We start from the raw sequence: 13,696 nt of genomic DNA on the forward strand, positions 1-13,696 counted from the left end.
TCACTCCACGGGTCGCTGCGGCGGTCGGACGCCGCCGATCGACATCGGTGCCAGGATCGACAGCGACATCGACGAGGCGCGGCCCTGTGGCGACACCTCAACGGCGGGCGGCACCGGCGCGGGGGCAGGGTCTGCCTCGGCCACCACGGGCGCCGAGCCGATCCGCGCCTGCGGGCGCACGAAGGGCGGCTTGCCGTTGAGGATGTCTGAGAAGTTCACCGGCCCGGTCTCGCCGGTCAGCCGGGCGCGATAGACCGGGATCGATTCGCTGACCCGCATCACGTAGTTGCGGGTTTCGGTGAAGGGGATGTGCTCGATCCAGTCGACCACGTCGGCCTGTCCGATCCGCGGATCGCCGCGTTCGGCCATCCAGGTACGCGGTCGCGAAGCCCCGGCGTTGTAGCCGGCCGAGATCATCACCGGGCTCTGGCCGAAGGTCTCCTCGAGATAGGCAAGGTATCGCGAGCCAAGCTTGGCGTTGTAGCGCCAGTCGGTCGTCAGCTTGGAGCGCGAATAGGGCAGCCCGAGCCAGCCCGCGACCTCCTCGGCGGTGGCAGGCATCAGCTGCATCAGCCCGAGCGCGCCCACCGGGCTGCCGACGCCGATGTTGAACTCGCTCTCGCGACGCGCGATCGACATCGCCAGCTCTGGCGCGACCGGAAGATCGGTCTCGGCCAGCGCGTGCAGCGGGAAGTAGATCTCGGGGATCACGATCTGCCGGTAGGCCGCCGCCTTGCCGAGCGTCAGCGCCAGATGCGTCTCGTCGCGCTCCATCAACATGCGGCCCAGCTGCGCGATACCCTCGCGGTCGAGGCTGCGACCCAGCTCGATGGTGAAGCGCAGCGCATCGCTGTACTGCCCCGCGTCGAGCAGGAATGCCACGGCCTGGGTGCGGTCGTCCTTGAGGAACTCCCCTTGCCGCCAGTCGGCCACCGGTTCGTGACCGGTGAGCGCCGGGTCGAGCGAGAGACCAAGCTTTTCGGCGGCGAGCAGCCCGTAGAACGCCGTCTGATGCAGCGCCGCGCGGGCATAATCCAAGGCGGCGGTGTCATAGGAGCCCGACGCTTCGCGCGCCCGGCCCTGCCAATACCCGGCGCGCGCCAGCGAGATCGGGCTTTCGACGTCCTTCTCGAGGTGCTGGAAGTGCTGCAGCGCCTTTTGCGGATTGTCGAGATAGGTCAGCGCGATATAGCCCGCGAGCCATTCGAGATCGGCATAGAAGGTGCCTTCGGTCAGGAAATGCTGGCTGGCAAGCCTGTAGGCGCGCTCAGGCTCGCCGCCGCGCATCAGCCAACGCGCCAGCGTCGCACGCCATGAGGCCCAGCGGAACGGATCGCCCAATGCCTTTTCGGCGTCGGTGTGCCGCTCGATGATCTCCAGCGCCTCTGTGTAGTCGCCCTTGTCGGCAAAGCGGTTGAACCGGGCGTTGGCGATACCGGGGTGATCGCGCAGCCGTTCGGGCACGCGGCCGAGCGCCGCCGCCGCGCCGCGATCGCGGATCAGCGCCACACGCGCCTCGGCCACCCGGCGGTCGGCATCCGAGAGCGTGTCGAACAGCCGCTCGGCGTCGGTGATGCGCCAGCGCCAGAGCATCGCGTCGATGCGTCCGGCGTGGTGGGGGGCGAGGATGTCGCCGAAGGCGTCGACCATCGCGGCATGACCGGTGCCGTCGAGGCCCATCGTCAGCCATGATTCGACCAGCATCTCGCGCGCCGCGTCCAATTTGCCCTGCGCCATCAGCGCCTCGGCGAGGCGCACGGCGCCCTCGCCCGTCTCGGGGCTGCGGTCGCCGAACCAGGCGATGACCTGCTCCGGCGACAGACCTTTGGGCATGTCGCGCTCACCCTCGGCACGCACCTGATCGAGGCGCGGCCAGTCGGGATGGGCAGCGACGAAAGAGACGTATTCCTCCCAAGCCCCCTGTCCGGCCTGCAGCTTTTCCCAAGTCACGAGATCGAGCGCCGTGTCGCCCAAGGGCGCGGCCAGAGCCTTGGCCCGATCCCAGTCCTTGCGCTCGGCCGCGCCGAGCGCGTCCTCGATACCGGCGACCGCCGGCAGGGCCGGTGCGCACAGCGCCAGAACGGTGGCAATGGTGGTGGAGAATCGGATGGTTTTCGTCATGCTTGGCTGCTCCGGGATTCCGTGACTCTCGGCATGGACCGCCAACCTAGGTATACAAGGTTAAGGTGCAACTCACAAACTTGGCAAACGGCGGAAACCCGTCTAGGGTCCGCCCGATTTTACCCCCCCCGAACGCAGGACGCTTCACATGTTCAAGGGATCGCTCCCGGCCCTCGTCACCCCCTTCGCAGATGGCCAGGTGGACCTCGAGACGCTGAAGAAACTGGTCGAATGGCACATCGCCGAGGGCAGCAGCGGCCTCGTTCCCGTCGGCACCACCGGCGAAAGCCCGACCCTCACCCACGAGGAGCACGACCTCGTGGTCGAGACGGTGGTGAAGACCGCAGCCGGGCGAATCCCCGTGATCGCGGGGGCGGGTTCGAACAACACCGTCGAAACCGTGCGCCTCGTCGAAGCGGCCAAGGCGGCCGGTGCCGATGCCGCCCTCGTGGTGACGCCCTATTACAACAAGCCGACGCAGCGCGGGTTGATGGTGCACTTTCTCGCCGCCGCCGACTGCGGCCTGCCGATCATCATCTACAACATCCCCGGCCGCTCGGTCGTGGACATGAGCCCGCAGACCATGGGCGAGCTTGCCAAGCATCCGATGATCGTAGGCGTGAAGGACGCGACCGGCGATCTCAGCCGGGTGCCCAAGCAGCGCATGCATTGCGGCGCCGACTTCCTGCAGCTCTCGGGCGAGGATGCCACTGCGCTCGGCTTCAACGCCCATGGCGGCCGGGGGTGCATCTCGGTCACCGCCAACGTCGTGCCCCGGCTCTGCGCCGAATTCCAGAAGGCCACGCTCGACGGTCGCTACGACGTGGCGCTCGACCTGCTGGACCGGCTGATGCCGCTGCACGAGGCGATCTTCCTCGAGCCGGGCGTCGCTGGCGCGAAATACGCGATGTCGGTGCTGGGGCTGTGCCGCGACGAGGTGCGCTCGCCGCTCACCACGCCACTCGAAGGCACGAGGCTCGCCATCAAGGACGCACTGCGCCACGCCGGGATGATCGGGCACTGACCTGTTTCTTCGCTCCACAAGGGGCGAAAGCGGCGCTTTGCGTCATCAGTCGATGCTATATCGGGGCTATATCGGGGCGGCGCGCTGGACTTGGGCGCGGCGCGTCCCTAGATCGGGCGCATGGCCAAGAAAGAGCAGAACAAGAACTACAAGGTGATCGCCGAGAACCGGCGGGCGCGCTACGACTATGCCATCGAGGACGATCTCGAATGCGGGATCATCCTGATGGGGTCGGAGGTCAAAAGCCTGCGCACCGGCCAGTCCAACATCGCCGAGAGCTATGCCTCGGTCGAAGGTGGCGAGCTGTGGCTCACCAACGCCTATATCGCCCCCTATGACGCGGGCCGTACCTTCGGCCACGAAGAACGGCGACGGCGCAAGCTTCTGGTGAAGCAAAAGGAGCTGGTGCGGCTGTGGAACGCCACCCAGCGCGAGGGCATGACCATCGTGCCGCTGGTGATGTATTTCAACGACCGCGGTCTGGTGAAGCTCAAGATCGCCACCGGCAAAGGCAAGAAGAACCACGACAAGCGCGCTACCGAGGCCAAGCGCGACTGGGGCCGTCAGAAGCAGCGCCTCCTGCGCGCCGGCATTTAAACGGCTGGCATCAGGGCGGCTTGCACCCGGCGCGGCACGGGTCTACTCCTCCGCGCGACGGAACCGACCCGAGGTCACGCATGCCTGAGTTCGCAGACGATCCCCGTACGCTCGTGTCCACCCGCTGGCTGGCCGAGCGGCTCAAGGATCCCGACCTGCGGATTCTCGACGCCTCGTGGTATCTGCCCGACACCGGGCGCGACGGGCGCGCCGAATACGACGCCTCCCATATCCCCGGTGCGCGCTTTTTCGACATCGACGAGGTTTCGGACCACCGCAGCGGCCTGCCCCATATGGCGCCGCCGCCCGAAAAGTTCGTCTCGCGGCTGCGCGCCATGGGCGTGGGCGACGGGCACAGGATCGTGGTCTACGACGGGGCGGGGCTGTTTTCGGCCGCCCGCGTGCGTTGGCTGTTCAAGCTGATGGGCAAGGACGAGGTCGCGGTGCTGGACGGCGGCTTGCCGAAATGGCGCGCCGAAGGCCGCCCTCTCACCGCCGAGGCCACGCCATTGCGCGACCGGCATCTCACCGTGAATCCGCGCCGCGACATGGCGGTGGACGCCACCGAAGTGGCCCGCGCCGTGAAGCTCGGCACCCATGCCATCGTCGATGCCCGCGCCTCCGCGCGCTTCGAGGGTGGCGCGCCGGAGCCGCGCGCCGGGCTGCGCTCGGGGCACATCCCCGGGTCGCGCAATCTGTTCTTTCGCGATCTGCTGCGTCCCGACGGCACGATGCAGGACGCCGCGGGCATCCGCGCGGCATTCTCGAAGGCGGGCGTCGATCTCGACCGTCCCGTGATCACCACCTGCGGCTCAGGCGTCACGGCGGCGGTGCTGTCGCTGGCGCTCGAACGCATCGGCAAGACCGACCACCAGCTCTATGATGGCTCTTGGTCCGAATGGGGCATGTTCCCCGACCTGCCGGTGGAAACCGGTCCCGCTCCCTCCCCCGTTTCCGCCTCCGGCCCCGCCAAAGACAACCTCGAAGGATAGACATGTTCGAGCATCTGACCGACCAGCCCGCCGACAAGATCCTGGCGCTGATGAGCGCCTACAAGGCCGATCCGCGTGACACCAAGATCGATCTCGGCGTCGGCGTCTACAAGGACGCCCAAGGCCACACCCCGATCATGCGCGCGGTCAAGACCGCCGAGGCCCGCCTGCTCGAAAGCGAGACCACCAAGAGCTACACCGCGCTCGCCGGCGATCCGGCCTTTGCCGACGCGATGATCGATCTGGTGCTCGCCGACACGCTGCCGCGTGACCGCGTCGCCGCCGTGGCGACGCCCGGCGGCACCGGTGCCGTGCGCCAGGCCTTCGAGATGATCGGCATGGCCGCGCCAGACGCCACGATCTGGGTGTCCGACCCGACCTGGCCCAACCACCTGTCGATCCTCAAGCATCTCGGCTCCAAGACCCGCACCTATCGATATTTCGACAGCGAGACGCGCTCGGTCGACATGGCGGGCATGATGGCCGACCTCTCCGAGGCGCAGCCCGGCGACGTGGTCTTGCTGCACGGCTGTTGCCACAATCCGACCGGTGCCAACCCCACGCACGAGCAGTGGGACGAGATCGCGGCCACGCTCAAGGCGCGTCACCTCGTGCCGATGATCGACCTTGCCTATCAGGGTTTCGGCGATGGGCTCGACGCGGACGCCGCAGCCACCCGCCTGATCGCGGGCGCGCTCGACGAGGTGATCATCGCCGCGAGCTGCTCCAAGAACTTCGGCATCTACCGCGAGCGCACCGGCATCCTGATGGCCGTGGGCCGCGACGTGCCGCAGACCCGCACGCTGCAGGGCACGCTGGCCTATCTCAACCGCCAGAACTACTCCTTCCCGCCCGATCACGGCGCGCGTGTCGTCTCGACCATCCTCACCGATGCGGAGCTGCGCGCCGATTGGCAGGCCGAGCTGGAGGAGGTCCGCACCGGCATGCTGCGGCTGCGCGAGGCGCTCGCTGCCGAACTCAAGCGTCTGTCGAACTCGGATCGCTTCGATTTCCTCGCCCAGCATCGCGGCATGTTCTCGCGTCTCGGAGCCTCGCCCGAACAGGTGGCCAAGCTGCGCGACGACAACGGCATCTACATGGTCGGCGACAGCCGCATGAACATCGCCGGTCTCAACGATCGCACCATCCCGATCCTTGCACAGGCGATCATCGACGCGGGCGTCTGAGTCCTCTTTGTGCTTTCGGTGATCAACGCCGCCCTTCGGGGCGGCGTTTTCCATTTTGCGGGCCAAACGGCCTGATTCCGCCCTGAATCGTACGCTTCGCTCGATTGCGCGAAACTTTTGCTCGGCTCCGGTGGTTCTGCCAGCGAAACGGGCCTGACGCACCGCGTCATCCGGGCCCGCTACAGCAAACCAAGGAGGTCGACATGGCCAGCACTGGCGAGACGATGGACCAGAAGGCGAAACGAGCGGCCGCTGACGCCAAGAGCGGCGCAGCCGAATTCGCCGAAACCGCCCGCGAGCGGGCACGCGAAATGGCCGATGAGGCCAAGACGCGGGCCTATGAGTATGGCCGCGATTACAAGGACGATGCCGCGAACGAGACCTCGAAGATCGCGAACGCCCTGCGCAAGGCCTCCGAAGATCTGCACGATGGCTCGCCGCAAGAGCGCGTCTTCGCCAAGCTCGCCGACACCGTGGCGGACACCGCCGACGGTCTGCGCGATATGGAGCTCGACGAGATGGCCTATGCCGTCAACGATTTCGCCCGTCGCAACTCGGCTGCCTTCCTTGGCGGTGCTGCGCTCTTGGGCTTTGTCGCGGCGCGCTTCATGAAGGCCTCGGCCCGTCATGGCGATACGCGTTATGGTGCCTATGGCCAGTCCGGCCGCACCTCCCCCGACGTGACGCCGAACGATTACGACGACGACAACCGCGTGTCGCGCCCGGTGCCGACCTCCGCCCCGGTGACCAGCGCCGCGCCGCGCCCGGCCCCCACGACCACGCAGACCACCTCGAGCCCTGCCACGACCGGTGCGACCACCGGCACCAGCGCGACCGGCAGCAGCTCGTCGACGGGTTCGACCGGCTCCATCGGGTCGTCCAGCTCGGCCGGGTCGACTGGCTCCGTCGGTTCGACCGGTTCGACCGGTTCGACCGGTTCGGTCGGCGGCATCGACAAGCCTGACCACAAGCCCGAAATTCCCGGTGCGCCGCAGCCCGGCACAACGGGGGCCGTGAAAAAATGACCTACTCCGACCCGCATCATGATGCCGCCCCGGGGCCTGCCCCCCGGGTCGACAGCAAGAGCACGGCGTCGCTTTTGTCCGAGGCGCTCAACCACGTGAGCGGCCTCGTGCGCAAGGAAGTCGACCTCGCGCGTGCCGAAACCTCGCGGGCCGTGTCCCGCGCCGGGATGGGCATCGCGCTCCTCGTCGGCGCGGTGATCCTGAGCCTCACGGCCCTCGACGTGCTCGCCGCCGCCTTCGTGGCTTGGCTTGCGGAAACCGGCCTTGGAGCCGGGCTGTCCGCCCTGATCGTCGCCGTGGTGATCCTCGTGATCGCCGCGATCCTCGCGAAGGTCGGCCTCAACCGCATCAAAGCCGTATCCAATGCACCCAAACGCAGCGCCGAGAGCCTCCGCAAGGACGCCGCTGCCGTCAAAGGAGCCCTCAATGACTGACCAGACCCGTTCCCCCGAAGAGATCGAGCGCGAGATCGAGACCGAGCGCTCGCAACTGCAACGCACGATCGATGACCTGCAGGAGCGCCTGTCGCTCGACGGGATCATGCGTTCGGTCACCGACAGCGTCACCGACAACGCCTCCGATATCGGCCTGACCATCTCGCGCACCGTGCAGCGCAACCCGGTGCCGATCGCGCTGATGGGCGCGGGCCTTGCCTGGCTCGCCGTCTCCAACGCGCGCGGCAGCCACGAAGACGAGCGCTATGCCGGCGAGGTCGACTACCGCGGCCAGCGCGATTACGCCCGTTCGGGCCGCCTTGGCGCCGACCCCTACCTGTCGCGCAAATATGGCACCGACAAGATGAACGAGCCGCGCGGCCCCGTGGCCACGCCCGAGGATCACGGCGATTCGCCGTGGAACGAGTCGCGCAGCCGCGGCGGCGCGCTTCGTGACCGCGTGAGCGGTGCCAAGGGCAAGTTCGGCGAATACCGTGACCGTGCCCGCAGCCGTGGCGCCTCGGTCGGCGCGTCGGCCCGCAGCCTGCGCGATCGCATCTCCGACGGCACGCACGACATGTCCGAAGAGGCCAAGAAGCGCGTGATCGCCGCCCGCACCCGTGCCTACGAGGCGCAGGTCAAGGCCGAGTTCTATGCCCGCAAGGGCCGCGACAGCGCCGCCGGTCTGTACGAGCAGCAACCGCTGCTTGGCGGTCTGCTGGCGATGGCGGCAGGTGCCGCCGTGGCCGCGATGCTGCCGCGCACCCAGCGCGAGGACGAAGCCTTCGGTGCCTACCGCGACGACCTGATGGACGAGGCGTGGCACGTCTACGAGGACGAGCGCGCGCGTCTGACCGAAGTGGCCAAGGCGACCGCCGAGGACGCCCGTGAGCAGGCGCAGGGCATCGCCCGCACCGTGCAGGAAGACCTCAAGGACGCCGCTGCCGATGTGCAGGGCCGCGCTCGTGAGGCCGCCAACCACGTGGCCGACACCGCCAAGTCCGAGGCCCAGAAGAAAGACCTCGGGGCCACCGCGCAGTCGGAAGCCGAGAAGGCCAAGCAGAAGGCCGGCGGTCACTGATCGCGGCGTTCTCGCCAAAAGTGAAAGGCGCCCCTCGGGGCGCCTTTTTCGTATCAAAGGCCCGGACGCCTGAGCGTCCGGGCCTGTCACCATCTGCTCACTGAGGGAGGTCAGCTCGGGGTGAAGTCGGGGTAGGCTTCCATGCCCAGTTCGGCCATGTCGAGGCCCGTGATCTCGGCCTCTTCGCCGACCCGGATGCCCATGACGGCCTTGAGAACCAGCCAGACCACGAGGCTTACCGCGAAGGTGAAGATGCCGACGATGACGATCGGGACGATCTGGCCCGCAAAGGTGGCGTCGGGGTTGGTGAACAGCACCGCGAGCGTGCCCCAGATGCCGCAGAACAGGTGCACCGGGATCGCGCCGACCACGTCGTCGATCTTCATGCGGTCGAGCATCGGCACCGCGAAGACCACGATCACGCCGCCGATCATGCCGATCAGGGTTGCGCCGCCCAAGGTCGGGGTCAGCGGTTCGGCGGTGATCGAGACCAGACCCGCCAGCGCACCGTTGAGCACCATGGTAAGATCGGGCTTCTTGTAGAGAAGCTGCGTCAGGATCAGCGCGCCGACCGCGCCACCGGCGGCCGCGGCGTTGGTGTTGGCAAAGATCCGGCCGATGTCGGCCACGTCACCAACGGTGCCCATGGCGAGCTGCGACGCACCGTTGAAGCCGAACCAGCCCATCCACAGGATGAAGGTGCCCAGCGTCGCCAGCGTCAGGTTGGAACCCGGCATCGGGATGGTGCGGCCATCCTTGTACTTGCCGATGCGGCTGCCCAGAACCAGCGCGCCTGCGAGCGCGGCCCAGCCACCGACCGAATGCACGACCGTCGAGCCCGCGAAGTCCAGAAAGCCCCACTGGCTGTCGAGGAAACCGCCGCCCCATTTCCAGCTCGCCTGGATCGGATAGATCAGGCCGGTCAGGACCATGGTGAAGATCAGGAAGGGCCAGAGCTTGATCCGTTCGGCCAATGCACCCGACACGATCGAGGCCGTGGTGGCAGCGAACATCAGCTGGAAGAAGAAGTCGCCCGAGGTCGAGGCATAGCCATAGTCGTCGGCCGCGTCCCGGCCCACGCCGACCGCTTCGAGTATCGCGACGCCGAAGGCGCCGATATAGCCGCCGGTCTCGTCGGAGCCCATCGACCAGTTGCCCAGCGGGTACATCAGATTGTAGCCGATCAGGTAGTACATGATCGCGGCGAAGGAAAAGAGCGCCACGTTCTTCATGCACTGCATGGCGACGTTCTTGGAGCGTACGAGGCCCGCTTCGAGCATCGCGAAGCCCGCCGCCATCCAGAACACGAGAAAGCCGCCGATCAGGAACAGCAGCGAGTTGAAGATGAACATGGTGTCGGTCGCGGCGGCGATGCCTGCCTCGATCGCGGCCGGTTCGGCGGCCTCGACCGCCTCCTGCGCAAGGGCCGGCCCGGCCATCAGGCAGGCGAGCGGCAGCAGCCCGCGAAGCGGGGTTTTCCAGTTTGTCATGTGATCAGGTCTCCTGGGGAGGAACGCTCAGAGCGCGTCGTCGTCGGTTTCGCCGGTGCGCACGCGCAGCGCGCTCTCGACATCGAGCACGAAAATCTTGCCGTCGCCGATCTTGTCGGTGCGGGCGGTCTTGGCGATCGTCGCCACCACCTGCTCGGCGAGGCCTTCGGGCACGACGATCTCGAGTTTGACCTTCGGCACGAAGTTCACGGCGTATTCGGCGCCGCGATAGATCTCGGTGTGGCCGGACTGAGAGCCGAAGCCCTTGATCTCGGTCACCATCATGCCGCGCACGCCCTGAGAGGTCAGCGCCTCGCGCACCTCCTCGAGCTTGAACGGCTTGATCGTTGCGATGATGAGTTTCACGTCGGTCCCCTTGTGGCGTCTCGTTTGGCATCTGGTAACGGCGGGTCGCAAGGCCCCGGCAGCGGGCCGCGGCTGGCCTTAAAAACGCCGGTTCCACGCCGCGGAGCAAGCTGCATGGCAGGCGGCGACCTGCCCCAGACCGAGCATGATGCACAATTTTTGCACAGATGCGTGCGTCTGCCTAATAATCATGCGGCGTAAAAAAGCCGATGGCGCAATTTCCCCCGGCTCAACATTCCGCTGCGATGCAGCTATGGTGGCCGCCAACCATAACGAACAGGCACCGGCAGATGAGCGCGAGCAATGGCAGAAAGCCGCCCCTTACCGCAGAACGGCGCTATGCCACCGGCAAAGGTGGCACCGGGGGTGCAGGCGGCAAGGGCGGTGGCGGCGGTGGCGGCAACGGCGGCGGGCGCAAACCCGCCAAGGCCACGACATCCCGTCGCCGTGCGGCACGCCCGGCCAAGCGCGCCGCGCCGCGCGGACCTCTGGGCTTCATCGCGGGTCTGGTGACCGGGCTGGTGCGGCTGGTGGTGCGGGTGATCTGGGGCGTCGGCTGGCGCGCGGCCTTCGCGCTGTCGCTCGTGGTCGGATTGGGCGTCGCCTATTACGCGGCGCAGCTGCCGCCCGTGACCGATCTGGTCGATGGCCGGGCCCGTGGGTCGGTGACCCTGATGGACCGCGACAACAAGACCTTCGCCTGGCGCGGCGACCAGTTCGGCGGCATGGTCACCGCCGACACCATCTCAACTCATCTGCGCAACGCCGTCGTCGCCACCGAGGATCGCCGCTTCTGGTGGCATCCGGGCATCGACCCGCAAGGCGTGGCCTCAGCCGTGCGCATCAACCTTTCCGAAGGTCGCGGACCGCTGTCGGGCAACGGTGGATCGACCATCACCCAGCAGACCGCCAAGCTTCTGTGCCTGGGCAAGCCCTTCGACAAGGAGGTCTGGAAGAGCGAGAGCGACTACGAGGCCGACTGCCGCCGCAGCACCCTGTGGCGCAAGGTGCAGGAGGCGGTCTACGCGATGGCGATGGAGGCGCGCTACACCAAGGAAGAGATCCTGACGATCTACCTCAATCGTGCTTATCTCGGTGCAGGCACGCGCGGCTTCGAAGCCGCGTCGCAGCGCTATTTCAGCAAGCCCGCCAGCGCCGTGAACCCCGCCGAGGCCGCAATGCTGGCGGGCCTGCTCAAGGCCCCCACCACCTATGCACCCACCAACAACCTAGGCCGCAGCCAGGACCGGGCTTCGGTTATTGTCGGGCTGATGCAGGATCAGGGCTACCTCACCGCCGCCGAGGCCGAGGCCGCACGCGCCACGCCCGCCAGCCTCTCCTCGACCGCGCAGCAGGATCAGGGCGGCTATTTCGCCGATTGGGTGATGGACACGGGCCCCGAGTTCTTCACGCGCGACACTACCGAGGACGTGGAGATCCGCACCACGCTCGACCCCCGCATCCAGACCGCGACCGAGACCGCGCTGCTCAGCGTGTTCGAGGAGCGGGTCAGCCCCGGCTCGGAGGCGCAGGCCGCGATCGTGGTGATGAGCGCCGACGGCGCGGTGCGTGCCATGGTCGGCGGCCGCAACGTCAAGGCTTCAGGCGCCTTCAACCGCGCCACCCAGGCGCTGCGTCAAACCGGATCGTCGTTCAAGCCGTTCATCTATGCCGCGGCCCTCGATCTCGGGATGCAGCCCTTCGATCTCGTCGACGACAGCCCGCTCACCATGAACATCCCCGGCTCGGGGCCTTGGTCGCCCGAGAACTACGATCGCAAGTTCGAAGGCATGGTGACGCTTACCAAGGCGCTGGCCGAAAGCCGCAACATCCCCGCAGTGAAGGTCTCCGAGCAGGTCGGACGTGAGAACGTGCGCACCGTGGCCTCGATGTTCGGTATCGACAGCGATCTGGCCGCCGGCCCGGCGCTGGCGCTGGGCGTGTCCGAAAGCACGCTTCTCGAGATGACCGGCGCCTATGCGGGCATCCTCAACGGTGGCTCTTCGGTGACCCCTTACGGCCTCGTGGAGCTGCGCCTCAAGGGCGACGACACGCCGCTCATGGGCACCGGCGGTGGCATCGGCGAGCGCGTGATCACCCAAGACGCCGCCGAAAAGCTCACTTGGATGATGAGCCGGGTGGTGGCCGAAGGCACGGGCAGCCGCGCGCAGATCGACGGTTGGGAGGTGGCGGGCAAAACCGGCACGACCCAAGGCGCGCGCGACGCGTGGTTCGTGGGATTCGCGGGCGATTACGTCGCCGGGGTCTGGATGGGGTATGACGACAACCGCCCGCTCTCCGGCGTCACGGGCGGCGGTCTGCCCGCCACCATCTGGCGAGAGACCATGGTGCGTGTGCTCGAAGGCCAGCCGGTCAAACCGCTGCCGATGCGGGTGCCCGAGCAGGCACAGCCGCAAACCATCGCAGGAGACGAGGTGCCGAACGGGTCGCCTTCGGGCGGTCAGGCCAGCGACCCCGAAACTGACCGGCTCCTGCGCGAAATGCTGGGCGCGCCCCAGACCGCACAAACCGCCCAGTCCGCAGACGCTGCCGATCCGGCCCCAACCCAAGCCCCGGCTCCGGTGCAGAACGACCGCGAACGGCTCATTCTCGATGTGCTGACCAATATCCTCGGCGGGGTCACGAACTGAGCTTGGGGGGCGGGGCCTTAAGACCTCGCCCCTCCCTATGCGTCAGCTCGCCTCGTCCGGTCCCATGACCTGGGCGGCGGTGCCGCCGCGCGCATCATCCGAATCGTCACCTTCTGCGGGACCGGGACGAGGATCCGATGCCGGCTCTTTCTCGGCAGGGTCGATTTCGACAGGCCCAGTTTCAACAGGCTCGGCCTCTGGCGGCAGTTCGATGGCGGGCAGGTTGATCCGGGGCAGGTCGACCCAAGGAAGAACGACCCGAGGCGGCGGCAGCCCTGTTGCCCCCTCCCCTTCGGTCACCGGCTCCTCGACGCCAGCCGTGGCGCCAGTTTCGGCTTCGGTTTCTGTCTCGGCGTCGCAGCGCGCGTAACGAAACGCATAGCCGTTCCACAGCATGATCAGCCCGTTGTCCTGCGCCGCCTTCATCAGCATCGCGCGCTCGGTCCAGCGCGTGTCGCCGGCGCTGCACTCCATCGTGTAGAGCGTGGCGTCCATGTCGACCACATCGACGGGCCGCATCATCCGGCATTCGCTGCCCACGCCCTCGAACAGCCCTTCTTGGATGCGCAAGGCCCCGCCTTCGACCCCGACCTTCGCGCAGTCCGCGTCGCCGCTGCTGCGGTAGAGCCCATCATAGGGCGTGGCCGCGACGCTTCCGGCAACCAGAATGGCACCGGCGATACCCAAGCCCGGGCGGGCGATATTCATGTTTCGCAAAGTCATACCTG

General features: G+C 67.4%; 12 protein-coding genes. 8 read left to right on the forward strand and 4 right to left on the reverse strand.

What is annotated here, in order from left to right:
* On the reverse strand, positions 1–2,121 hold the full coding sequence (locus tag AADJ02_RS08210; protein WP_341212513.1) for a transglycosylase SLT domain-containing protein: 2,121 nt from the start codon (positions 2,119–2,121) through the stop codon (positions 1–3).
* A gap of 148 nt (positions 2,122–2,269) precedes the next feature.
* Here AADJ02_RS08210 and dapA point away from each other — a divergent pair, with 148 nt between their 5' ends.
* The 7 genes from dapA (at position 2,270) to AADJ02_RS08245 (ending at position 8,461) form a co-directional block, all read left to right on the forward strand.
* The gene (dapA, locus tag AADJ02_RS08215; RefSeq protein WP_341212514.1) at positions 2,270–3,145 is read left to right on the forward strand and encodes a 4-hydroxy-tetrahydrodipicolinate synthase; all 876 of its coding nucleotides are present in this window, start codon (positions 2,270–2,272) and stop codon (positions 3,143–3,145) included.
* Positions 3,146–3,265: 120 nt separating this feature from the next.
* On the forward strand, positions 3,266–3,742 hold the full coding sequence (gene smpB / locus AADJ02_RS08220; protein ID WP_341212515.1) for an SsrA-binding protein SmpB: 477 nt from the start codon (positions 3,266–3,268) through the stop codon (positions 3,740–3,742).
* 80 nt (positions 3,743–3,822) lie between these two features.
* Positions 3,823–4,734, forward strand: coding sequence for a 3-mercaptopyruvate sulfurtransferase (gene sseA / locus AADJ02_RS08225; RefSeq protein WP_341212516.1), 912 nt, complete (start codon positions 3,823–3,825; stop codon positions 4,732–4,734).
* A gap of 2 nt (positions 4,735–4,736) precedes the next feature.
* Positions 4,737–5,921 (forward strand): amino acid aminotransferase, encoded by a 1,185-nt coding sequence (locus AADJ02_RS08230; protein WP_341212517.1) that lies wholly within the window; start codon positions 4,737–4,739, stop codon positions 5,919–5,921.
* Positions 5,922–6,124: 203 nt separating this feature from the next.
* Positions 6,125–6,946 (forward strand): hypothetical protein, encoded by an 822-nt coding sequence (locus AADJ02_RS08235; protein WP_341212518.1) that lies wholly within the window; start codon positions 6,125–6,127, stop codon positions 6,944–6,946.
* Positions 6,943–7,380, forward strand: coding sequence for a phage holin family protein (locus AADJ02_RS08240; RefSeq protein ID WP_341212519.1), 438 nt, complete (start codon positions 6,943–6,945; stop codon positions 7,378–7,380). The genes AADJ02_RS08235 and AADJ02_RS08240 overlap by 4 nt, the downstream gene beginning before the upstream one ends.
* Positions 7,373–8,461: a DUF3618 domain-containing protein gene (locus tag AADJ02_RS08245; protein ID WP_341212520.1), complete on the forward strand. Its 1,089-nt coding sequence runs from the start codon at positions 7,373–7,375 to the stop codon at positions 8,459–8,461. The genes AADJ02_RS08240 and AADJ02_RS08245 overlap by 8 nt, the downstream gene beginning before the upstream one ends.
* 110 nt (positions 8,462–8,571) lie before the next feature.
* On the opposite strand, the gene AADJ02_RS08250 is transcribed toward AADJ02_RS08245, so the two are convergent.
* The gene (locus tag AADJ02_RS08250) at positions 8,572–9,951 is read right to left on the reverse strand and encodes an ammonium transporter (RefSeq protein WP_341212521.1); all 1,380 of its coding nucleotides are present in this window, start codon (positions 9,949–9,951) and stop codon (positions 8,572–8,574) included.
* 27 nt (positions 9,952–9,978) lie between these two features.
* Positions 9,979–10,317, reverse strand: coding sequence for a P-II family nitrogen regulator (locus tag AADJ02_RS08255; protein ID WP_021694293.1), 339 nt, complete (start codon positions 10,315–10,317; stop codon positions 9,979–9,981).
* A gap of 290 nt (positions 10,318–10,607) precedes the next feature.
* On the opposite strand from AADJ02_RS08255, the gene AADJ02_RS08260 reads away from it, so the two are divergent.
* Positions 10,608–12,968: a PBP1A family penicillin-binding protein gene (locus AADJ02_RS08260; protein WP_341212522.1), complete on the forward strand. Its 2,361-nt coding sequence runs from the start codon at positions 10,608–10,610 to the stop codon at positions 12,966–12,968.
* A 42-nt stretch (positions 12,969–13,010) separates the two neighbouring features.
* On the opposite strand, the gene AADJ02_RS08265 is transcribed toward AADJ02_RS08260, so the two are convergent.
* Complete coding sequence (locus tag AADJ02_RS08265) at positions 13,011–13,676, reverse strand: hypothetical protein (RefSeq protein WP_341212523.1); 666 nt, start codon at positions 13,674–13,676, stop codon at positions 13,011–13,013.
* Positions 13,677–13,696: the final 20 nt, after the last annotated feature.

It is taken from the genome of uncultured Limimaricola sp. (genome assembly GCF_964022235.1).
GTDB lineage: Bacteria > Pseudomonadota > Alphaproteobacteria > Rhodobacterales > Rhodobacteraceae > Limimaricola.